The organism is Streptomyces sp. NPDC012935 (genome assembly GCF_042900345.1).
GTDB lineage: Bacteria > Actinomycetota > Actinomycetes > Streptomycetales > Streptomycetaceae > Streptomyces.
Map to the genome: position 1 here is coordinate 506,734 of NZ_JBIBBC010000002.1, position 21,068 is coordinate 527,801.

Genomic DNA, 21,068 nt, shown 5'->3' on the forward strand with positions numbered 1-21,068 from the left:
CGCCGCCATGCCCGGCCACCCACGCAGGCCGCCGCCATGCCCGACCTCCCACGCAGGCCGCCGCCATGCCCGGCCACCCACGCAGGCCGCCGCCATGCCCGGCCACCCACGCAGGCCGCCGCCATGCCCGGCCACCCACGCAGGCCGCCGCCATGCCCGACCTCCCACGCAGGCCGCCGCCATGCCCGGCCACCCACGCAGGCCGCCGCCAGGTGCCCAGCCGCACCCGCCCCCCGGACTCCGACGCCGACCGCGCGCACCCCCTGACCGATGAGTTCCCGCCCCGTATGAGGTCAAAGGGGTAGACGTACAGACGTCCAACGTGTTCTGGACTGGACATCCGGGGATCCCGAGCGGAAGTGGTGCGTGCGATGAAGGTGACGGTGCAGGAGTTTCTGTCGCTGGACGGTGTCTCCCAGGGCCCCGGGTCCCCGGATGAGGACACCAGCGACGGGTTCACGCGGGGTGGCTGGTTCGTGCCGTACGTGGACGAGGAGTTCGAGCGGCTGGTCGGCAGCTGGCTCGGGGAGGCGGACGGGTTCCTGTTCGGGCGGCGTACGTACGAGAACTTCGCCAGGGACTGGCCGAAGATGACCGACCACCCGAACGCCGGGCCGCTGAACGGTCTCCCGAAGTACGTGGCCACCCACACCCTGACCAGGGCCGACTGGAACCCGACCACGATCCTGTCCGGCGACGTGCACGCCCAGGTGGCCGAGTTGAAGCAACGGCCGGGCCGGGAACTGCAGATCCACGGCAGCGCGCGGCTCGCCCAGTCACTGCTGGCCGCCGGGCTGATCGACACGCTGCGGCTCGCGATCGCCCCGGTCGTGGTCGGTCAGGGCCGACGCCTGTTCCCGGACGGCGGCGCCCCCGCAGGACTGCGGCTCGTCAGCCACCGAACGACATCCGGCGGACTCTCCGTGCACGTCTTCGAGGCGGCGGGACTTCCGCAGTACGGGACCTATGGGGCCGCCCCCCAGCCGTGACCCTCAGGCTCCCTACACTCGGCGGCGTGAAGGCTGACGGCACTGCGCGATGGGACGGGATCACCCGTCGGTCCTCCCTGAAGGACAAGTGGGCGGCCGAGCGGGACCGCCTCGCCGACGCCGCCCGGGACGGGGACTGGCGGACCGTCTTCCACGTCCTCGACGAGGAGCCCGAATGGGCCAACTCCGGGCGTCTGGAAGGCCGTAGCGGCTACGCACCCCTACATCAGGCCGCCTGGCACGGCGCCGACGCCGGCACGGTCGAGCGGCTCCTGGAGTACGGCGCCTTCCGCACGCTGCGGGCGAGCGACGCCACCCGCCCCTTGGACATCGCCGTTTCGCGCGGCCACGCGCACCTCGGCGCGCTCCTGCGTCCGCAGATCCGGCACCCCCTGCCCCAGGACGTCATCGCCGGGCTGCGATGGCACCTGCACCGGCTCATCCGGTACCGGTCGGGCGGCGACGGCGACGGCGACGGCGACGACGGCGGTGGCGGTAGCGGCGGCGGTGGCTCGGACCTGGCCACACAACACGCCATGCGCCTGCCCGAGGTCGAGGCGCTGACCGAACTCGAGGTTCCCGACTGCTGGTTCCCCGTGCCGGGGATGTACGGCGGGTTCCACATCAGGCTGCGGGGCGCCGAGCTGACCGTGGACAGCTGGTGCCGCGTCGTCGGCGGCTCGGAGCGGACGGATCGTGTGACGGTGGGCGGGGTGTACCTCCAGGAGGGCGAACGGCTGTGACCTGCCCGGACCAATGGAACGGGTAATCGTAAGTCCCTCGATAACACCGCGTCACACATCTTCATACTTCGTCTGAATTTCGCCACCGGGGTCGGTCATTGGATATTCCAGATAATCACCGTTGACGCATATTCCCCCGAATGCCAGATGTCCTGCCCTGCGCGGTGCTCGTTAGGTGGGCGTGACTTGGCATGAAAAACATGCAGCTGAGGCTCGTCCGCTCCGCTCGCTTCAGGCAGCTGATCAGACCACTGCGGAAGGCATCACGCACTGCTCGGATCTGCTTGAGGACTTTCTGAGAACCATCAGCCGGATGGAGAGCGAATATCTCCGGGCCACGATGGAAGGGGAAAAGTTCTAGCAATGAGGGCCGACTATGACGCGGTAGACGAACAGCCTCTTTACACTCAGCAGCTCGACATGCAGAACCTCTGGCACGTCCCCGATCCGGGGATCGCGTCGTCGGGCGGCTGGGATCTGGACGAAGAGCTGGCCCAGATGCTGAACACGACGCAGGGCCTGGATCTTTCCGCCGCTCCTGTTCCCACCCCTGCTCCGGCCCCGCCGCCGGTGAACCGTGACAGGCCTCAGCCTCGGCCGGTCCATCGAAAGCGGCCTCAGCCCAGCAATCACATCCTTGCCGGAAACCCAAAGATCTTCACCGTCGGGGTCCTGGTCACACTCATCACCCTGTGTGCGGTCACGATGCTCACCTGGTCCATTTCGTATTCGTACGATCAGCTGCGCTCCATCGCGCTGCTGGTGGTGTCGCCGAATCTGGCCCATTGGTGGCCGTTGACGGTCTATGGGCCGTGGCTGCTGGCGGGTCTGTCCATTCTGCGGGCCTCCGTGCAGCGTCGGACGGCCCGGCGTTCCTGGGCCGTCATGCTGATCTCCTCCGGCACCGCGGTCGCGCTGTGCATCGGCCAGTCGGCGCATTCCCTGCTCGCGATGGTGGTCGTCGGAATTCCGCCGATCACCGCCCTGGTCTGTTTTCGTGAACTGGTCGGACAGTTCTCGTCACGGCCCGGCCCCCGGCATGCCGCCGACGCGGTGAACGGACCCAAGCCGCCGAAGCCGTAGGCCGCTCAGGACTGGTACGGCTGCTGCGGCTGCCCGTACGGCTGCTGCGGCTGCCCGTACGGCTGCTGGCCTCCGTGGGCGCCGGGCTGTCCGCCGCCGGCGGCCTGCGCCTGCAGCTGCTGCGCCTGTTCGTCGGTCACCTTCTGCTCCGCGCCGCAGAAGGTGCACTGCGTCGCGTACTTGGTGGAGACGGGGAACAGCGGCACGAAGAACAGCGTGAACTTCGTGACGCGCTTGCGCAGCGTGTGTGCGGCGGGGTTGCCGCACTGGCCGCACACGAGCGTCAGTACGGCCAGCTGGTAGAGGTAGCCCTTGGTACCGAAGATGATCATGAGGTGGTCCTTCCGGAGCGGGTTGCGCCGCACGAGTGAGCCGCACGGTGACGCGTCGGTATGTGCTGCAGCTGCCGAGCGTACGGCGACGCCCCCAGGCCCTGTGGGGCGTGGGGGCGTCGGGCTGCCGTAACGGTCACTACTTGACCGGCTGGGGCTCCGGCTCGCTCTCGGCCTCGGCGCTGCCCGCCGGGGGCTCGTCGTCCGGGACCGGGGTCTTGACGGACTCCAGCAGCAGCTGGGCCACGTCGACGACCTGGATGGACTCCTTGGCCGTGCCGTCGTTCTTCTTGCCGTTCACGGAGTCCGTGAGCATGACGAGGCAGAACGGGCAGGCCGTGGACACGATGTCCGGGTTGACGGAGAGAGCCTCGTCGACGCGCTCGTTGTTGATGCGCTTGCCGATCCGCTCCTCCATCCACATCCGCGCACCACCGGCGCCACAGCAGAAGCCGCGCTCCTTGTGGCGGTGCATCTCCTCGTTGCGGATGCCCGGGACGCTGGCGATGATCTCGCGCGGGGGCGTGTAGATCTTGTTGTGCCGGCCCAGGTAGCAGGGGTCGTGGTAGGTGATGATGCCCTCGACCGGGGTCACCGGGACCAGCTTGCCCTCGTCCACCAGGTGCTGCAGCAGCTGGGTGTGGTGGATGACCTCGTAGTCGCCGCCGATCTGCGGGTACTCGTTGCCGATCGTGTTGAGGCAGTGCGGGCAGGTGGCGACGATCTTCTTGGCCGACTTGGGCTTGCGGGACTCCTCGGTCACCTTGCCGTCGTCGTCCATCTCCTCGCCGAACGCCATGTTCAGTGCCATGACGTTCTCCATGCCGAGCTCCTGGAACAGGGGCTCGTTGCCGAGGCGGCGGGCGGAGTCACCGGTGCACTTCTCGTCGCCGCCCATGATCGCGAACTTGACGCCCGCCATGTGCAGCAGCTCCGCGAAGGCCTTCGTGGTCTTCTTGGCGCGGTCCTCCAGGGCACCGGCGCAGCCGACCCAGTACAGGTACTCGACCTCGGTGAGATCCTCGATGTCCCTGCCGACGACCGGCACCTCGAAGTCGACTTCCTTCAGCCACTCCAGGCGCTGCTTCTTCGCCAGGCCCCAGGGGTTGCCCTTCTTCTCCAGGTTCTTGAGCATCGTGCCCGCCTCGGACGGGAACGCGCTCTCGATCATCACCTGGTAGCGGCGCATGTCGACGATGTGGTCGATGTGCTCGATGTCGACCGGGCACTGCTCGACGCAGGCGCCGCAGGTGGTGCAGGACCACAGGACGTCCGGGTCGATGACGCCGTTCTCCTCGGCGGTGCCGATCAGCGGACGCTCGGCCTCCGCGAGGGCGGCCGCGGGGACGTCCTTCAGCTGCTCCTCGGAGGCCTTCTCCTCGCCCTCCATCGTCTTGCCGCCACCGGCCAGCAGGTACGGCGCCTTGGCGTGCGCGTGGTCGCGCAGCGACATGATCAGCAGCTTGGGGGAGAGGGGCTTGCCCGTGTTCCAGGCGGGGCACTGCGACTGGCAGCGGCCGCACTCGGTGCAGGTGGAGAAGTCCAGCAGGCCCTTCCAGGAGAACTGCTCGACCTGGGAGACACCGAAGACGTCGTCCTCACCGGGGTCGGTGAAGTCGATCGGCTTGCCGCCGGAGGTCATCGGCAGCAGCGCGCCCAGGGAGGTCTCACCGGCGGCGTTGCGCTTGAACCAGATGTTCGGGAACGCGAGGAAGCGGTGCCAGGCCACACCCATGTCGGTCTTCAGGGCGACCGTGATCATCCAGATGAAGGAGGTCGCGATCTTCAGGCCGGCGAAGAAGTAGGTGAGGTTCTGGAGCGTGGAGATGTCCATGCCCTCGAACCACGACACCACCGGGTACGAGATGAAGAACGAGGCCTCGTAGCCGTCCACGTGGTGCTGGGCGCCCTCCAGCGCGTGCAGCGTGAAGATGCAGACGCCGACGATGAGGATGACGCTCTCGACGAAGTACGCCTGGCCGGTGTTGGACCCGGCGAAGCGGGACTTGCGGCCCGCCTTGCCCGGCCGGCTCAGCTGGCGGATCACGATCAGCGTGAGGATGCCGAGAACCGTCATGGTGCCGAGGAACTCGACGAAGACGTTGTACGGCGCCCAGTCGCCGATGACCGGCAGGATCCAGTCGGCCTTGAACAGCTGGCCGATGGCGTTGACGATCGTCAGCAGCAGCGAGAAGAAGCCCACCGCCACGAACCAGTGCGCGACACCCACGATGCCCCAGCGGTTCATCCGGGTGTGGCCGAGGAACTCCCTGGCCACGGTGACGGTGCGCTGCACCGGCTCGTCCGTGCGGGTGCCCGCGGGCACGTTCTGGCCGAGCCGCATGAAGTTGTAGATCTGAAGGATGGCGCGCGCGAACAGGGCCACGCCGACCACGATCAGAACCAGCGACACGATGATCGCGGCGAGTTGCATTTCGGGGCTCCTCGGGCCTGCGAGGGGTGGTTCGAGGGGGTCCTCGACATTACTAAGCGGTAACTTATGCAGTCCGTCTGAGACTACCCCCATCTTCAACCGCACTGTAGCCAGGCGCGGAGTGATGTGAGTCGCTGAGGGTTGCCTTAAGAACCGATCGTGTTATTCATCCCGAAATGGTATATACGGCACTAACCTATCCCCGTGCTTTACGGGATCGCCGCCGCCACCACAGCCCTGCTGCTCGCCGCCCTCCTCGCGGCGCTGCTCCGGCTGCCCGCCCTGCGCTTCGGCATCGTCGACCGCCGCCGCCAGCGACCGATGCCCCTGCTCGGCGGCGTCGCCGTCGCGCTCGTGACCTGCCTGGTGGCCGCCGCCGGGGAGTGGACGCGGTTCGCCCCGCTGGGCTCGGAGATTATGCGGCTGGTGGTCGCCGCGGGCGCCGTCGCCGCGCTCGGGCTGGTCGCCGACGTGCGGCGGGTGAAAGCGCGGTTCCTGATCGGCGGTACGGCGGTGGCGGCGGCCTGCGTGGTGCCGTACGGCGACACCGGGATCCTGCTGGGACTGGTGGCCGTCGGCTGGATCGTTCTCGTGGCCATCGGGTTCAAGGCGCTCGACCATGCGGACGCCCTGGCCGGCACCGTCGGGGTGCTCACCGCCTTCGGGGTCGGCATCTGCGCGGCGGCCGAGGTGATGGACGAGCTCGCGGTGCTGCTGAGCGTGCTGGCTGCCGCCCTGACCGGGTTCCTCATGCACAACTGGCATCCCGCTCGGATCGGGCTCGGGGCGTGCGGGTCGCTGTTCGTCGGGTTCGTGCTGGCGGCGTCCGCCGTCATCACCCGGGCCGGGCACGATCCCGTGTCGAGCGCGGCCGTGCTCTACTCGCTCACCTCTCTCGCCACCGCCGACGTACTGCTCGTGGCGCTGTCCCGCCGGCTGGCCGGACGGCCGCTGCTGCGGGGCGGGCCCGATCATCTCGCCCATCGTTTGCGCCGGGTCGGTCTCACGCCGCAGGGTGGGACCGTCCTGCTGGGAGTCGCGGGCCTGTCCGGGGTGCTCGTCGGCGTCCTCGTGCACATGGGATGGATGGCACGGTCCGGGGCGTTCTGGGTGGGAGTGGGTGCCCTCGTCACCGTGTTCGCGATGCTGCACATCAAGCCGTACGGGCCTCGGCGTCAACCCTATTTCCCCGTAGGGGGTGCTGTTCGCCCGCCCGCGCAGGCCACATCGTCGCAGGTCGGAGCCCAGTTGCGTGTAAGGAACGGATAAGAGTTGAGTGAGGTCGACTCAGCTCTGTTGACCGGTTGCGGGCCGTCGTGCACACTTGAGTCTGTTCCACTCAAGTCAGCTGGAGGAATCAACCATGGCACGTGCGGTCGGCATCGACCTGGGCACGACTAACTCCGTCGTCAGCGTTCTCGAAGGCGGCGAGCCCACCGTCATCACCAACGCCGAGGGTGCCAGGACCACGCCGTCCGTCGTCGCCTTCGCGAAGAACGGCGAGGTGCTCGTCGGCGAGGTGGCCAAGCGTCAGGCGGTCACGAACGTGGACCGGACCATCCGGTCCGTGAAGCGCCACATGGGCACCGACTGGAAGATGGAGCTCGACGGGAAGCCCTTCAACCCGCAGCAGATCTCCGCCTTCATCCTCCAGAAGCTCAAGCGCGACGCCGAGTCCTACCTGGGCGAGAAGGTGACCGACGCGGTCATCACCGTCCCGGCGTACTTCAACGACTCCGAGCGCCAGGCGACGAAGGAGGCCGGCGAGATCGCCGGTCTGAACGTCCTTCGCATCGTCAACGAGCCCACCGCGGCCGCGCTCGCCTACGGCCTCGACAAGGACGACCAGACGATCCTCGTCTTCGACCTCGGTGGCGGCACCTTCGACGTGTCCCTCCTGGAGATCGGCGACGGCGTCGTCGAGGTGAAGGCCACCAACGGTGACAACCACCTCGGTGGTGACGACTGGGACCAGCGCGTCGTCGACTACCTGGTGCAGCAGTTCAAGTCCGGTCACGGCGTGGACCTCGCCAAGGACAAGATGGCCCTGCAGCGTCTGCGTGAGGCTGCCGAGAAGGCCAAGATCGAGCTGTCCTCGTCCACCGAGACCTCGATCAACCTGCCCTACATCACCGCCTCCGCCGAGGGCCCGCTGCACCTGGACGAGAAGCTCACCCGGGCTCAGTTCCAGCAGCTGACCGCGGACCTCCTGGAGCGCTGCAAGACCCCGTTCTTCAACGTCATGAAGGACGCCGGCGTCTCCATCAACGAGATCGACCACGTCGTCCTCGTCGGTGGCTCCACCCGTATGCCCGCCGTCGCCGAGCAGGTGCGCGAGCTGACCGGCGGCAAGGACGCCAACAAGGGCGTCAACCCGGACGAGGTCGTCGCCATCGGCGCCGCCCTGCAGGCCGGTGTCCTCAAGGGTGAGGTCAAGGACGTCCTGCTCCTCGACGTGACCCCGCTGTCCCTCGGTATCGAGACCAAGGGCGGCATCATGACCAAGCTCATCGAGCGCAACACCACGATCCCGACCAAGCGGTCCGAGATCTTCACGACGGCCGAGGACAACCAGCCGTCCGTGCAGATCCAGGTCTACCAGGGCGAGCGCGAGATCGCGGCGTACAACAAGAAGCTCGGAATGTTCGAGCTGACCGGTCTGCCGCCGGCCCCGCGCGGTGTCCCGCAGATCGAGGTCGCCTTCGACATCGACGCCAACGGCATCATGCACGTGACCGCGAAGGACCTCGGCACGGGCAAGGAGCAGAAGATGACCGTCACCGGTGGCTCCTCGCTGCCGAAGGACGAGGTCAACCGGATGCGCGAAGAGGCCGAGAAGTACGCGGAGGAGGACCACGCCCGCCGCGAGGCCGCCGAGTCCCGCAACCAGGGCGAGCAGCTCGTCTACCAGACGGAGAAGTTCCTCAAGGACAACGAGGACAAGGTCCCCGGCGAGGTCAAGACCGAGGTCGAGGCCGCCGTGGAGGAGCTGAAGACCGCGCTCAAGGGCGAGGACACCGCCGAGATCCGCACCGCCACCGAGAAGGTCGCCGCGGTCTCGCAGAAGGTCGGTCAGGCCATGTACGCCGACGCCCAGGCCGCGCAGGGCGCCGCCGGTGGCCCGGAGGGCGCTGCCTCGGACGGCAAGGCCGCTGACGACGACGTCGTCGACGCCGAGATCGTGGACGACGAGCGCAAGGACGGTGCCGCGTAATGACGGAGGAGACCCCGGGCTTCGAGGAGAAGCCCGACGTCCCCTCCGGCGCGACCCCTGACGACGCCGAGTCGAAGGCCGCCCCTCAGGAGGGGGCGGCCCCGGCCGGGGACGGAGCAGCAGACCCGGGCCTGGTGGCCCAGCTGGACCAGGTGCGTACGGCGCTCGGTGAGCGCACCGCGGACCTCCAGCGGCTCCAGGCCGAGTACCAGAACTACCGCCGCCGCGTGGAGCGGGACCGGATCACGGTCAAGGAGATCGCCATCGCGAACCTCCTGACCGAGCTCCTGCCCGTCATCGACGACATCGGCCGCGCGCGTGAACACGGCGAACTCGTCGGCGGATTCAAGTCCGTCGCGGAGTCGCTGGAGACCGTCGCGGCGAAGATGGGACTGCAGGCGTTCGGCAAGGAGGGCGAGCCCTTCGACCCGACGATCCACGAGGCCCTGATGCACTCCTACGCGCCGGACGTCACCGAAACGACCTGCGTGGCGATCCTGCAGCCCGGGTACCGCATCGGCGAGCGCACCATCCGCCCCGCGCGGGTGGCCGTCGCCGAACCGCAGCCGGGCGCGCAGACCGTCAAGGCCGACGAGGCGACCGAGGCGGCCGACGACAAGGAGAGCGGTGGCCCGGACGAGGGCTGACGTTGAACTGACGAGGGACTACGGGAAGGGGGTACGTCGAGGATGAGCACCAAGGACTTCATCGAGAAGGACTACTACAAGGTCCTCGGCGTCCCCAAGGACGCCACCGAGGCCGAGATCAAGAAGGCGTACCGGAAGCTCGCCCGCGAGAACCACCCGGACGCCAACAAGGGCAACGCCAAGGCGGAGGACCGCTTCAAGGAGATCTCCGAGGCGAACGACGTCCTCGGCGACCCCAAGAAGCGCAAGGAGTACGACGAGGCCCGCGCCCTGTTCGGCAACGGCGGCTTCCGCCCGGGGCCGGGCGGCGCGGGCGGCGGCAACTTCAACTTCGACCTGGGCGACCTCTTCGGAGGCGGCGCCCAGGGCGGCGGCCAAGGAGGAGCCGGCGGCTTCGGCGGCGGACTCGGCGACGTCTTCGGGGGCCTGTTCAACCGCGGCGGCACGGGTACGACCCGTACCCAGCCCCGGCGCGGCCAGGACATCGACACCGAGGTCAACCTCAGCTTCACCGAGGCGATCGAGGGTGCGACGGTCCCGCTGCGGATGTCCTCGCAGTCACCGTGCAAGGCCTGCGCGGGCACCGGCGACAAGAACGGCACGCCGCGGGTGTGCCCGACCTGTGTCGGCACCGGCCAGGTGGCGCGGGGCTCGGGCGGTGGCTTCTCCCTCACCGACCCGTGCCCGGACTGCAAGGGGCGCGGCCTGATCGCCGAGCACCCCTGCATGGACTGCAAGGGCAGCGGCAGGGCGAAGTCGTCGCGCACCATGCAGGTCCGCATCCCGGCCGGGGTGTCGGACGGCCAGCGCATCCGGCTGCGCGGCAAGGGCGCACCCGGTGAGCGCGGCGGCCCGTCCGGCGACCTGTACGTCACCGTGCACGTCGAGGCGCACCCGGTGTTCGGCCGCAAGGAGGACAACCTCACCGTGACCGTCCCCGTGACCTTCACGGAGGCGGCCCTCGGCGGCGAGGTCAGGGTCCCCACCCTGGGCGGACCGCCGGTCACCCTGAAACTGCCGCCCGGCACACCCAACGGCCGCACCATGCGGGCGCGGGGCAAGGGCGCGGTCCGCAAGGACGGCACCCGCGGCGACCTTCTGGTCACCGTCGAGGTGAGTGTTCCGACGGACCTGACGGGGAAGGCTCGTGACGCACTCGAGGCGTATCGCGAGGCGACCGCGGGTGAGGATCCGCGGGCGGAGCTGTTCCAGGCCGCGAAGGGAGCATGAGTCAGATGGACGGTCGTCGACGCAACCCGTATGAACTGACCGAGGAGACCCCGGTCTACGTCATCTCGGTGGCGGCCCAGCTGTCCGGCCTGCACCCCCAGACCCTGCGCCAGTACGACCGCCTGGGCCTGGTGTCCCCGGACCGCACCGCGGGCCGGGGGCGCCGTTACTCGGCCCGTGACATCGAACTGCTGCGCACCGTCCAGCAGTTGTCGCAGGACGAGGGCATCAACCTCGCGGGCATCAAGCGCATCATCGAACTGGAGAACCAGGTCGCGGCGCTCCAGTCCCGGGTGGCCGAGCTCCAGGCCGCAGTCGAAGGGGCCGCGGCGGCGATGCAGCAGCGCGAGGCGGCGGTACACGCGTCGTACCGCCGCGATCTGGTGCCGTACCAGGAGGTGCAGCAGACCAGCGCGTTGGTGGTGTGGCGGCCGAAGAAGGCCAAGGACTAGGCGGCACAGCCGTACGCGAAAGGGGCCCGGAGACTTCTCCGGGCCCCTTTCCCATGCCGTCAGCGGCCGACGAAGTACTCCGGTGAAGTGCTCCGCGCGCTCTGGCGGCCGTAGGCGTTTGCGGCGTACACCTCGGCGATGCAGGGCCGGTCGCCGTGGCCGGCGTCAGGCGGTCGACGGCGCTCTGCGTGGAGGACAGGGAGTCGGAGTCCCGGGCGTCGACAGCGGCCACGTAGTAGTACGCCCTGCCGCGCGGGGCGGAGGTGGCGTCGTACGACGTGCCGGACGTGGACGTGGCGGACGTGGACGTGCCGGACGTGGCACCGAGGGGGCTCCAGGCCCCCGTGTCGGCCGTACGGCGGTGGGCCCGGTACCCGGTGACCCCGGCGTCGTCGGCCGCGGTCCAGGCCACCTTCGTGGCCGCGTCGGCGGGCGGGCCCGTGAGACCCGTAGGGGCGGTTACGGCCGACGCCGCGTCAGGGAATCAGGTCCCCGATCGCATCCACGACCAGCATCCACATCGGCTGAGCGCCCGTGCCGAATCCGGCCGCGAGGCCGTAGCCGAGGCTCGCGTCCATGGCCTCCGGGGCCGCGCCCTCGCGCCAGTCGGCCGAGACCTCGCCGTTGCCCTGGGAGGTGAACTCGCCGAGGCGTCGGCCGTCGCGCAGGAGGCGGCTGTCCGGCACGGAGTCGGGTAGCAGCCGCCAGATGTGGCCGGCGTGCCGGACGTCGACCGCGTACGAACGCCGGGTTAGCCGTCCCTTCGCCGGGCGCACCTCCGCCTCCTCGCCGTCCACGGTGAGCGTGAGCAGGTCGCCGGCCCGGGTGCCGACGGGGATGTGCTCCTCGGCCTCGGTTCCGGCGGACCGGCTCAGCACGATCCGCGGTACCACCGCGCCCTCGACGACGACTTCGCCGCGCTCGGTGTCCAGACGGACGGTCAGCGTGCCGAACCGGCTGTCCTCGACGAGGGTTTCGGTGATGACGGTCATGCGGGTGATCTTCGCAGTTTCGGCCGTGTCGGTCAGGTGGCGGGTGCGGTCACCGTCCAGGACGTGGTGCCGCGCCGCGTGCCCCGGGTGAGGGCCGGCGAGGTTCAGGCCACTGCGGCGGACGCGGCAGACGCGGCGGTCGTGCGCCTGGCTGAGTTCATTCGATCATCTGGTCGGTTGAGGGACGGCAGGTCGGAGTCGTCCTGAACCGGACTCATGGTGAATGAGGTTGGTTGTACGGATCTTGGCAGCGTGCTCGATCAAGGTTCGGTGGAGGGGGTGTAACGGGCGTTGCGATATGTTTCGCCATGTCTTTACATGATCAGCGGAGCGTGGTGTTGCGCACTCGTTAAGTGATTCCGCTTGACGCTGGGGGCGGTCGACGCGTTGGCTTTTCAGTCATCTGGGCGCAATGGCGCGCCCGTGTCCCGAAGCACCAGAAGTGAGCTCCTCTATGCGTCCCTTGCGCCCCCTGCGCCGCACCGCCACCGCCGTGGCCGCCGCGTCCACGATGACCCTCTCGCTGGCAGCGTGCGGGGCACTGGGCGTCACCGGGGACAGCAGTGAGGCGAGCCCGACCAAGGGCGACGACGTCACCGTGGGGCTGCTGCTCCCGGAGACGGCGAACACGCGCTACGACAAGTTCGACTACCCGATCATCAAGAACAAGGTCGCGGAGCTCACCGACAAGCAGGGCCAGGTCGACTACCGAAACGCGGACGCCGACGCGGAGAAGCAGGCCAGCCAGCTCCAGCAGATGATCGACGACCAGGTCGACGTGATCCTGCTGGACGCCGTGGACGCCCACGCGATAGCCGGCGGCGTGCAGAAGGCCAAGGACGCCGGCATCCCGGTCATCGCCTACGACCGCCTCGCCGAGGGGCCGATCGACGCGTACGTCTCCTTCGACAACGAACTCGTCGGTGAGGTGCAGGGCCGCTCCCTCATGGACGCCATGGGCCCGAACGTCGACTCGTCCGACAAGATCGTCATGATGAACGGGTCGCCCACCGACCCGAACGCAAAGCAGTTCAAGGCGGGCGCCCTCTCCGAGCTCAACGGCTCGGTGGACATCGCCAAGTCCTACGACACCAAGGACTGGAAGCCCGAGAACGCCCAGGCCAACATGACCGAGGCGATCAAGGCCATCGGCGCTAACAACATCAAGGGCGTGTACTCCGCCAACGACGGCATGGCCGGCGGCATCATCAAGGCGCTGCAGGCCCAGGGCGTGACCGACCTGCCGCCCGTCACCGGCCAGGACGCCGAACTGGACGCCATCCAGCGGATCCTGAGCGGCGAGCAGTACATGAGCGTCTACAAGTCGTACCCGCAGGAGGCGGAGAGCGCCGCGGAGATGGCCGTGGCCAAGGTCCAGGGCAAGGACATCCAGTTCGACTCCCTCACCCAGGATCAGGTCGACAGCCCTACCGCCAAGGGCATCCCGGCCCTGCTGGTGCCGGTGGTCGCCCTGACGAAGAAGAACATCGAGGAGACCGTCCTCGCTGACGGGATCTATGAGGTGTCGGAGATCTGCACGGGCGAGTACAAGGCCGCGTGCGCGGCGGCCGGGCTCACCAAGTAGGGCCCAGGTGCGGTTCAGCGGACAGGGTCCGTCGGTCTTCCGACGGGCCCTGTCCCGCTGTCCGGTGTGCTTTGCCGTGGCCGACGGCGAAGGGTCTGCTTTGCGAGTGCGGAGGCAGTACCGGATCAGGTCGCGGACTTGGGTGTGGAGGAGCTTGCGGTCGGCGATTCCGCTCCCGACGGCGTTCGCGAGTGTGACGTGGCCCGCCGTGGCCGCGCTGCGGATGTCCGGGCAGCCGATCGCCGAGCCGGGGCGGCAAGAGCTCGATGCCGTCCTCGAAGGCACACGGCGCGCTCCTGTCGGGCATCGCCCGGGCCGTCCGTCCGGCCGACGTGCTTTGCAGCGCACAGCGCAAAGGCCGGGATGACACCCCCAGCTTGTTGCAACCCGGCGGACGGAGGCCGGTCAAAACCGGTACGTACTGGTGGTTTACGGCGCCCGTCCCGGCGGGAGCCGTGTTGCGGAGCACGGCCGGTCCGCGCATAGTTGCGCTGCGGAAGCGCGAGCGAACCGTAGGCCCGAAGGGCCGAGCACGGTGGGCCTGTCGACCAGAGCCACGCCCGGCCCGGGTGTCCCGGCAGAGGTCGTCACCGCGCTCCGGAGGTGAGCGAGCCGGCGAAACGCAAGAACCGGGGGTGGATGGGGCGATGGCCGGGCACGGGACGGAGGAGCATCCCCACGGTGCCGACCGACTGTGCGACGCAGGGGATCGCGTGTACTCCCGGGCCGTACGGCGTGGCCGGGTGCCGCGCCGGGACGCGGACCCGGTGCCCTGCCTGCTGGAGCTGGCGCTGCTGCATCCCGACCCCGACGACATGGACTGGCTGGTCCCGACCTCCCCGCAGGAGGTCATGACGCGGCTGCTGCGCGGGGTGTACGACGAGGTCAGCGCGAGCCAGCGGCGGGTGGGCTCGGCGGTGGCGGCGTTCGAGTGGTACGCCGGGCTCGGCCCCCAGCCGCCGCAGGTGTCCGGTGTCGAGGGCACGGCCATCCGGGTCCTGGACGGTGACTCGCGCATCCAGGGCGCGCTGGACGAGGCGACGCAGGCGTGCACCAGCCAGGTGCTGACCGTGCAGCCCGGCGGCATCCGTCCCGAGCACGAGCTCACGGAGGGGCTGCACCGGGCGATGGAGCTGCGGGGGCGGGGCGTGCGGATGCGCGACCTCTACACGCACGTGGCGAGGCACGGCCAGGGTCTGCTGAACTACCTGGAACTGATGGGCGATTCGGTGGAGGCCCGCACGCTGGACGAGGTGATCGACCGGCTGATCCTCTTCGACCGTACGGTGGCCTTTGTCCCGGCGAACGCCGACCGCACGATGGCGCTGGAACTGCGGCATCCGGCGCTGGTGAACTACCTGGTCACGGTCTTCGAGCGGCTGTGGCGCCTTGCGATCCCGCTGACCGCGCCCCTGCCCGACACCGGCATCGAGGGCATCTCCCACCGAGAACAGTCCATCGCGGCGCTGCTCGCCGAGGGCCACCAGGACGCGGTGATCGCGGAGCGGCTGGGGATAAGCGTACGGACGTGCCGTGCGCACATCGCGCGCCTGTCGGAGACGCTGGGCGCGGCGAGCCGTACCCAACTCGGCGTCCGCATCGCCCAGGTGGGCCTGGACCGCCAGCGGGCGTCGTCGTCGGGGGCCGCGGTGATCAGCGCGGCCGGGGTTCCCCGGGTGCCCGGGCTACCCGGTCAGGAATCCCCGACCGGCCGGTGAGACAGCCGGGTTGAGCTCGAACCGGCCGAGCCCGAACCGGTCACGGCACTCGCGTCGCTCAGTTCTCGTTGTCGAGGATTCCGGACTGTGCGATGAGGAAGCCGAGTTGAGCCCGGCTCCCGCTGCCCAGGGCGGTGGCCAGCTTGGCGATGTGGGCCCGGCAGGTGCGCACGTTCATGCCCAGCCGGCGGGCGATCGCCTCGTCGACGTGGCCCTCCACGAGCAGCTTCGCGATGGAGTGCTGGATCTCCGTGATGCCGTCGGGCGCGGTCTCGTAGGGCGCGTGCTCGGTCAGCGGAACCGCGCGGCTCCACATGAACTCGAAGACCTTGATCAGGTAGCGGATGAGTCCGGGCTGGCGCAGCTCCAGGGCCACCTGCTGGTCGTCGCGGGTGGGGATGAAGGCGACCGACTCGTCGCAGATGATGAGGCGCTCGACCAGCTCGTCGATGGTGCGGTACTCCACCTTGCCGTCCGAGAGCTGGGCGACATAGGCCAGCTTGCCCGGGTTGTAGCGCACCGTGTGCTGATAGAGGGTCCTTATGCGCACCCCGCGTTCGATCAGCGGACGGTCCCGCTCCAGGCCCTGCAACAAGCTGCTCTCCGAGATGCGGTTGCTCGGCTGGACCGTGAGCATCTCGGTCTGGCACTGGGCCGTGGCCAGATTGAGGGCGGCGTTGATCCGCTCCCCGCCCTCCAGCACGGTGATGGAGTGCGTGCCCCCCGTCACCTGAGCGCTGAGGTCCATGAATGGCTGGAGTGCGTCGGCCAGCTCGACGGAGAGCCGCCTGCGATCGGAGATCTCCCGCTCGATGGGATTGAGCCGCTGAGCCAGAGCGACCGACGCCGGAACGGGACGCAGCCAGTTCGGGTCGTCCGCATCCGGGTAGAGCAGAGCGAACTCCATCAGGCAGGGGACGGACTCCACATCTGTGCGGGCGATACGCCCCGTGCGCAGCGCGTTCGCATAGAGTCGGCCACCTTCCGCGCACATCTCGGTCATCGCATGGGGATGTATCGCTTTAGTCTGATTCGTCACCAAATCTCCACCCCCCAGGGTCCTGAACATGCAGGAACATGATGCACCGATCGTGTGGCCATGAAGTGCCCGAATGAGCCATCGTCTTACTCGACGGGGGAAGAGGGGACCTTCAAGTGAGGACGAAGCCGACTATGCGGAACAGAATGCTTCGCTCGATTCTTGTCGCCGCCTTCTCCACCGTTGTGGCCTTCGGAGTCCTGGGGGGCCTCTCGGAATCGAAGAGCGACTCGCGAGCGGACAGTAGCTGGCCCACCCAGTCACAGACTGTCACGATTGCCGGGGACAGCTCCTGGCCGGCCAACGCCAAGGCGAGCAGCGGTGAGCGGGAGTCGGCATGACCACCCCACCCGACGACCGCTCCTTCCGCCGAGAGATGGCCACCGCCTACCGCTCCGGCTGGCACTTCATCGACCTGGTCACCGCGATCCCCCACTCCGGTGACTCGTTGATGGTGACCGTCTTCGGAGAGCCGGTGGTCGTGACGCGGGACGAGGACGAGGACGTGCGGGCATACCGGTGTCTGCGACGGCCTCGGGGGGCGCCGCAACCCGTCAGGTGCGCCATCCGGTACGGAATGATCTTCGTCAATCTCGATCAGCGCGACCACCGCCTGGTGGAACCGGAGGCCCCGGCCCCAAGGACTATCTCAGCCACCCCCCGCAGTGCCTGACGCGATTCCCCCGTCGTAACAGATCGCTCAGGTGCTTCCCCCCGCAGCGGCGTCACCGTGACCTGAACACGGTGACGCCGCTGCAGTTTCCGGGTGACATTTCCCCGTTTCCCCCCGTTCCGCCGGTGGCCGAAACCGGTCATCCGGTATCCAGCCACTGGAACCAGGCCCCCGGGAGTCCCGTCCCAGGGCTCACCCGCGTTCACCCCTGTCCCATCGCCCGCGTCAGTTCGATCTCGATCACGACCCGGTCGGGATTGGGCCGCGGCGTGCGCCCGTACCGCTGCGCGTACCGGCGCACCGCCTCCGCTACCCGCTCGGGGTCGTTCCGGACGCGTGCCAGGCCCTCCAGCGTCGCCCACCGCCGTCCGTCCACCTGGCAGACCGCGACCCGGGCGCCGTCCGGGCCGGCGGCCCGGACATGGCCCACCTTCGCGCTGGACTTGTTCGCGATCACCCGAGCAAGCCGCGCCTCAGGGTCGTATGTCACTCCGACGGGTACGACATGGGGGGTGAGGTCCGGGCGCAGGGTCGTCAGGGTGCACAGGTGTCTTTCCTGCCAGAAGGCGAGGTACGGCGCGTCCGGCGCGCCAGGATCCTGGGGGTATGCGGCCATGGCCCGGAACCCTAGGCCCTTCCTGACGACAGGGCCTGGCCGCCCCCAGTCTCCCCGGGGCGACCTTGAGTGGAATAGACTCAACTTTGTGTACGCTGACTCAGTCAGTACTGGGAGACGCTGACGGCAGGAGGAGAACGCCAACGTGGACGCCGAGCTGACCAACAGGAGCCGGGACGCGATCAACGCGGCCAGTAACCGGGCCTTGACCGAGGGGCATGCGGACCTCACGCCTGCCCACCTGCTCCTTGCTCTGCTCCAGGGCCAGGAGAACGAGAACATCATCGATCTGCTGGCGGCCGTCGACGCCGACCAGGCCTCCGTGCGGGCCGGCGCCGAGAAGGCGCTCGCCGCGCTGCCCAGCGTGACCGGGTCCACGGTCGCGCCCCCGCAGCCCAACCGCGAGCTGCTCGCCGTGATCGCGGACGCCCAGGCGCGTGCCAGGGAGCTCGGGGACGAGTACCTCTCCACCGAGCACCTGCTGATCGGCACCGCCGCCAAGGGCGGCCAGGCGGGTGAGGTGCTCGCCCAGCAGGGGGCCACGGCGAAGAAGCTGCTGGAGGCCTTCCAGAAGGCCCGCGGGGGGCGCCGCGTCACCACCGCCGACCCCGAGGGGCAGTACAAGGCGCTGGAGAAGTTCGGGACCGACTTCACGGCCGCCGCCCGGGAGGGCAAGCTCGACCCCGTCATCGGGCGGGACCAGGAGATCCGGCGGGTCGTGCAGGTCCTCTCGCGGCGCACCAAGAACAACCCCGTCCTCATCGGTGAGCCCGGCGTCGGCAAGACCGCCGTCGTGGAGGGGCTCGCCCAGCGGATCGTCAAGGGGGACGTGCCGGAGTCGCTGAAGAACAAGCGGCTCGTCGCGCTCGACCTGGGCGCCATGGTCGCCGGGGCGAAGTACCGCGGTGAGTTCGAGGAGCGGCTGAAGACCGTGCTCGCGGAGATCAAGGGCTCCGACGGCCAGATCATCACCTTCATCGACGAGCTGCACACGGTCGTGGGCGCCGGTGCCGGCGGCGACTCCGCCATGGACGCCGGGAACATGCTCAAGCCCATGCTCGCGCGCGGTGAGCTGCGCATGGTCGGCGCCACCACCCTCGACGAGTACCGCGAGCGGATCGAGAAGGACCCCGCCCTGGAGCGGCGCTTCCAGCAGGTGCTGGTCGCCGAACCGACCGTCGAGGACACCATCGCGATCCTGCGCGGGCTCAAGGGGCGCTACGAGGCCCACCACAAGGTGCAGATCGCGGACAGCGCGCTGGTCGCCGCGGCCACCCTCTCCGACCGGTACATCACCTCCCGGTTCCTGCCCGACAAGGCCATCGACCTCGTCGACGAGGCCGCCTCCCGGCTCCGGATGGAGATCGACTCGTCCCCCGTCGAGATCGACGAGCTCCAGCGGTCCGTGGACCGGCTGAAGATGGAGGAGCTGGCCCTCAGCAAGGAGACCGACGCGGCCTCTCTCGAACGCCTGGAGCGGCTGCGCCGCGATCTCGCCGACAAGGAGGAGGAGCTGCGGGGCCTGACCGCCCGCTGGGAGAAGGAGAAGCAGTCCCTCAACCGCGTCGGCGAGCTGAAGGAACGGCTCGACGAGGCGCGCGGACAGGCCGAACGCGCCCAGCGCGACGGTGACTTCGACTCCGCCAGCAAGCTGCTCTACGGCGAGATCCCCGCCCTGGAGCGGGACCTGGAGGAGGCCTCGCAGGCCGAGGAGGAGGCCGCCAAGAGCACGATGGTCAAGGAGGAGGTCGGCTCCGACGACATCGCCGACACCGTCGCCGCCTGGACCGGCATCCCGGCCGGCCGCCTCCTGGAGGGCGAGACGCAGAAACTCCTGCGGATGGAGGAGGAGTTGGGCAAGCGGCTCATCGGACAGGGGGAGGCCGTGCGTGCCGTGTCGGACGCGGTACGCCGCACCCGCGCCGGCATCGCCGACCCGGACCGCCCGACCGGCTCCTTCCTCTTCCTCGGCCCGACCGGCGTCGGCAAGACCGAACTCGCCAAGGCCCTCGCCGACTTCCTCTTCGACGACGAACGGGCGATGGTCCGCATCGACATGTCGGAGTACGGCGAGAAGCACAGCGTGGCCCGGCTGGTGGGCGCGCCTCCCGGGTACGTCGGCTACGAGGAGGGCGGCCAGCTGACGGAGGCGGTGCGCAGGCGGCCGTACAGCGTCGTGCTGCTCGACGAGGTCGAGAAGGCGCACCCCGAGGTCTTCGACATCCTCCTTCAGGTGCTGGACGACGGGCGGTTGACGGACGGACAGGGCCGTACGGTCGATTTCCGCAACGCGATCCTGGTGCTGACGTCCAACCTGGGCAGCCAGTTCCTGGTCGACCCGATCACCAGTGAGGCGGAGAAGAAGGAGCAGGTCCTGGAGGTGGTCCGGGTTTCCTTCAAGCCGGAGTTCCTCAACCGCCTGGACGACCTGGTGGTCTTCTCGGCCCTGTCCAAGGACGAGCTGAGCCGGATCGCCCGGCTCCAGATCGACCGGCTCGCCAAGCGGCTGGCCGAGCGGCGGCTCACCCTCGAGGTCAGCGACGAGGCCCTGGCCTGGCTCGCCGACGAGGGCAACGACCCGGCCTACGGTGCCCGGCCGCTGCGCCGTCTCGTCCAGACCGCCATCGGCGACCGCCTCGCCAAGGAGATCCTCTCCGGCGAGGTCAAGGACGGCGACACGGTCCGGGTGGACTCCTTCGGGGACGGCCTGATCGTGGGGCCGGCCACGGGGAAGACGCTGTAGCCGCACGAAACGGTGGGACGGCCCGCCCCGCATCCCGGGGCGGGCCGTCGTCATGGGGTCACTTCGTCACGTGGCCGCGCGGTCACATGGTGAACGCGGCGAAGCGCACGAGTGCGGTGTCGGCGTCCTCGTACTCCACCCTCACCTGCACCGCGTGGGCGCCCGCGTCGGGATGGCCGCCCGGGGCGTCCAGATCGAGACACAGATCGACGTCCACGCCGCCGCAGAACTGCGTCCCGGGCGCGGGGGCGTCCGGATAGGTCTGCCTGAGCCAGTCCGGGACGTCGGCGCGCGGCATGCGGAAGGTCGCGCTGTAATGGATGTCCTGGAACCCTTGCGTCTTGCACGACCCGACGACCTCGGCGCCGTCCGGCAGCTCGGCCCCGCCGAAGTGCAGGGCGTCCGGGCAGGCGACCGTGTCGGGACCGGAGCGGGGCGGGTCGTCCGCCACCACCCACATCACCACCAAGGCCATGAGGCCCGCCAGGACCAGCCCCGGCAGTGCCACGATCGCGGCGAACATCGGCCATCTGGTGCGGCCGCGGCGCTCCTGTGCGTCCACGTGTGTTCCGGACATG

The 21,068-nt window shown here is 69.2% G+C and carries 18 protein-coding genes and 1 pseudogene; 12 read left to right on the forward strand and 7 right to left on the reverse strand.

Annotated features, from left to right (window positions below):
- The first annotated feature begins 371 nt into the window (after nucleotides 1-371).
- From ACFY5C_RS07680 to ACFY5C_RS07690, 3 genes are all read left to right on the forward strand, one after another.
- A complete protein-coding gene (locus ACFY5C_RS07680; RefSeq protein ID WP_389441678.1) occupies nucleotides 372-989 on the forward strand; it encodes a dihydrofolate reductase family protein in 618 nt (205 codons plus the stop codon).
- A gap of 26 nt (nucleotides 990-1,015) precedes the next feature.
- Nucleotides 1,016-1,732 (forward strand): ankyrin repeat domain-containing protein, encoded by a 717-nt coding sequence (locus tag ACFY5C_RS07685; RefSeq protein WP_389441680.1) that lies wholly within the window; start codon nucleotides 1,016-1,018, stop codon nucleotides 1,730-1,732.
- Nucleotides 1,733-2,095: 363 nt separating this feature from the next.
- Nucleotides 2,096-2,815 (forward strand): DUF2637 domain-containing protein, encoded by a 720-nt coding sequence (locus ACFY5C_RS07690; RefSeq protein ID WP_389441682.1) that lies wholly within the window; start codon nucleotides 2,096-2,098, stop codon nucleotides 2,813-2,815.
- 5 nt (nucleotides 2,816-2,820) lie between these two features.
- On the opposite strand, the gene ACFY5C_RS07695 is transcribed toward ACFY5C_RS07690, so the two are convergent.
- Both ACFY5C_RS07695 and ACFY5C_RS07700 read right to left on the reverse strand, forming a co-directional pair.
- A complete protein-coding gene (locus ACFY5C_RS07695) occupies nucleotides 2,821-3,147 on the reverse strand; it encodes a zinc-ribbon domain-containing protein (protein WP_389441685.1) in 327 nt (108 codons plus the stop codon).
- A gap of 139 nt (nucleotides 3,148-3,286) precedes the next feature.
- Nucleotides 3,287-5,581 carry a (Fe-S)-binding protein gene (locus ACFY5C_RS07700; protein ID WP_389441687.1) on the reverse strand — a complete coding sequence of 765 codons (2,295 nt, stop codon included), beginning with the start codon at nucleotides 5,579-5,581 and terminating at the stop codon, nucleotides 3,287-3,289.
- A 204-nt stretch (nucleotides 5,582-5,785) separates the two neighbouring features.
- Here ACFY5C_RS07700 and ACFY5C_RS07705 point away from each other — a divergent pair, with 204 nt between their 5' ends.
- From ACFY5C_RS07705 to ACFY5C_RS07725, 5 genes are all read left to right on the forward strand, one after another.
- On the forward strand, nucleotides 5,786-6,850 hold the full coding sequence (locus ACFY5C_RS07705) for an MraY family glycosyltransferase (RefSeq protein ID WP_389441690.1): 1,065 nt from the start codon (nucleotides 5,786-5,788) through the stop codon (nucleotides 6,848-6,850).
- Nucleotides 6,851-6,944: 94 nt separating this feature from the next.
- A complete protein-coding gene (dnaK, locus tag ACFY5C_RS07710) occupies nucleotides 6,945-8,795 on the forward strand; it encodes a molecular chaperone DnaK (protein ID WP_389441693.1) in 1,851 nt (616 codons plus the stop codon).
- A complete protein-coding gene (gene grpE / locus ACFY5C_RS07715; RefSeq protein ID WP_389441695.1) occupies nucleotides 8,795-9,442 on the forward strand; it encodes a nucleotide exchange factor GrpE in 648 nt (215 codons plus the stop codon). Before dnaK ends, grpE begins: the two co-directional genes overlap by 1 nt.
- A gap of 42 nt (nucleotides 9,443-9,484) precedes the next feature.
- Nucleotides 9,485-10,672 (forward strand): molecular chaperone DnaJ, encoded by a 1,188-nt coding sequence (gene dnaJ / locus ACFY5C_RS07720; protein WP_389441698.1) that lies wholly within the window; start codon nucleotides 9,485-9,487, stop codon nucleotides 10,670-10,672.
- A gap of 5 nt (nucleotides 10,673-10,677) precedes the next feature.
- Nucleotides 10,678-11,124 (forward strand): heat shock protein transcriptional repressor HspR, encoded by a 447-nt coding sequence (locus ACFY5C_RS07725; RefSeq protein ID WP_037706704.1) that lies wholly within the window; start codon nucleotides 10,678-10,680, stop codon nucleotides 11,122-11,124.
- Nucleotides 11,125-11,600: 476 nt separating this feature from the next.
- On the opposite strand, the gene ACFY5C_RS07730 is transcribed toward ACFY5C_RS07725, so the two are convergent.
- Nucleotides 11,601-12,116, reverse strand: coding sequence for a hypothetical protein (locus ACFY5C_RS07730; protein WP_389441700.1), 516 nt, complete (start codon nucleotides 12,114-12,116; stop codon nucleotides 11,601-11,603).
- Between the two features lie 454 nt (nucleotides 12,117-12,570).
- On the opposite strand from ACFY5C_RS07730, the gene ACFY5C_RS07735 reads away from it, so the two are divergent.
- A complete protein-coding gene (locus ACFY5C_RS07735; RefSeq protein WP_389441702.1) occupies nucleotides 12,571-13,701 on the forward strand; it encodes a sugar ABC transporter substrate-binding protein in 1,131 nt (376 codons plus the stop codon).
- Nucleotides 13,702-13,863: 162 nt separating this feature from the next.
- Here the strand turns inward: ACFY5C_RS07735 and ACFY5C_RS07740 are convergent.
- A pseudogene (locus ACFY5C_RS07740) lies at nucleotides 13,864-14,049 on the reverse strand (hypothetical protein); the annotation flags it as partial.
- 299 nt (nucleotides 14,050-14,348) lie between these two features.
- On the opposite strand from ACFY5C_RS07740, the gene ACFY5C_RS07745 reads away from it, so the two are divergent.
- Nucleotides 14,349-15,419: a LuxR C-terminal-related transcriptional regulator gene (locus ACFY5C_RS07745; protein WP_389441705.1), complete on the forward strand. Its 1,071-nt coding sequence runs from the start codon at nucleotides 14,349-14,351 to the stop codon at nucleotides 15,417-15,419.
- A 58-nt stretch (nucleotides 15,420-15,477) separates the two neighbouring features.
- Here the strand turns inward: ACFY5C_RS07745 and ACFY5C_RS07750 are convergent, their stop codons facing one another.
- Nucleotides 15,478-16,422, reverse strand: a complete 945-nt coding sequence (locus tag ACFY5C_RS07750) for a helix-turn-helix transcriptional regulator (protein WP_369272451.1) — start codon at nucleotides 16,420-16,422, stop codon at nucleotides 15,478-15,480.
- Nucleotides 16,423-16,795: 373 nt separating this feature from the next.
- Here ACFY5C_RS07750 and ACFY5C_RS07755 point away from each other — a divergent pair, with 373 nt between their 5' ends.
- Nucleotides 16,796-17,131: a hypothetical protein gene (locus tag ACFY5C_RS07755; RefSeq protein WP_369272452.1), complete on the forward strand. Its 336-nt coding sequence runs from the start codon at nucleotides 16,796-16,798 to the stop codon at nucleotides 17,129-17,131.
- 202 nt (nucleotides 17,132-17,333) lie between these two features.
- Here the strand turns inward: ACFY5C_RS07755 and ACFY5C_RS07760 are convergent, their stop codons facing one another.
- Nucleotides 17,334-17,747 (reverse strand): pyridoxamine 5'-phosphate oxidase family protein, encoded by a 414-nt coding sequence (locus tag ACFY5C_RS07760; RefSeq protein ID WP_389441708.1) that lies wholly within the window; start codon nucleotides 17,745-17,747, stop codon nucleotides 17,334-17,336.
- Between the two features lie 145 nt (nucleotides 17,748-17,892).
- Here ACFY5C_RS07760 and clpB point away from each other — a divergent pair, with 145 nt between their 5' ends.
- The gene (clpB, locus tag ACFY5C_RS07765) at nucleotides 17,893-20,490 is read left to right on the forward strand and encodes an ATP-dependent chaperone ClpB (RefSeq protein WP_389441711.1); all 2,598 of its coding nucleotides are present in this window, start codon (nucleotides 17,893-17,895) and stop codon (nucleotides 20,488-20,490) included.
- Between the two features lie 82 nt (nucleotides 20,491-20,572).
- Here clpB and ACFY5C_RS07770 read toward each other — a convergent pair whose 3' ends face one another.
- Complete coding sequence (locus ACFY5C_RS07770; protein ID WP_389441713.1) at nucleotides 20,573-21,067, reverse strand: hypothetical protein; 495 nt, start codon at nucleotides 21,065-21,067, stop codon at nucleotides 20,573-20,575.
- Nucleotide 21,068 lies beyond the last annotated feature (1 nt).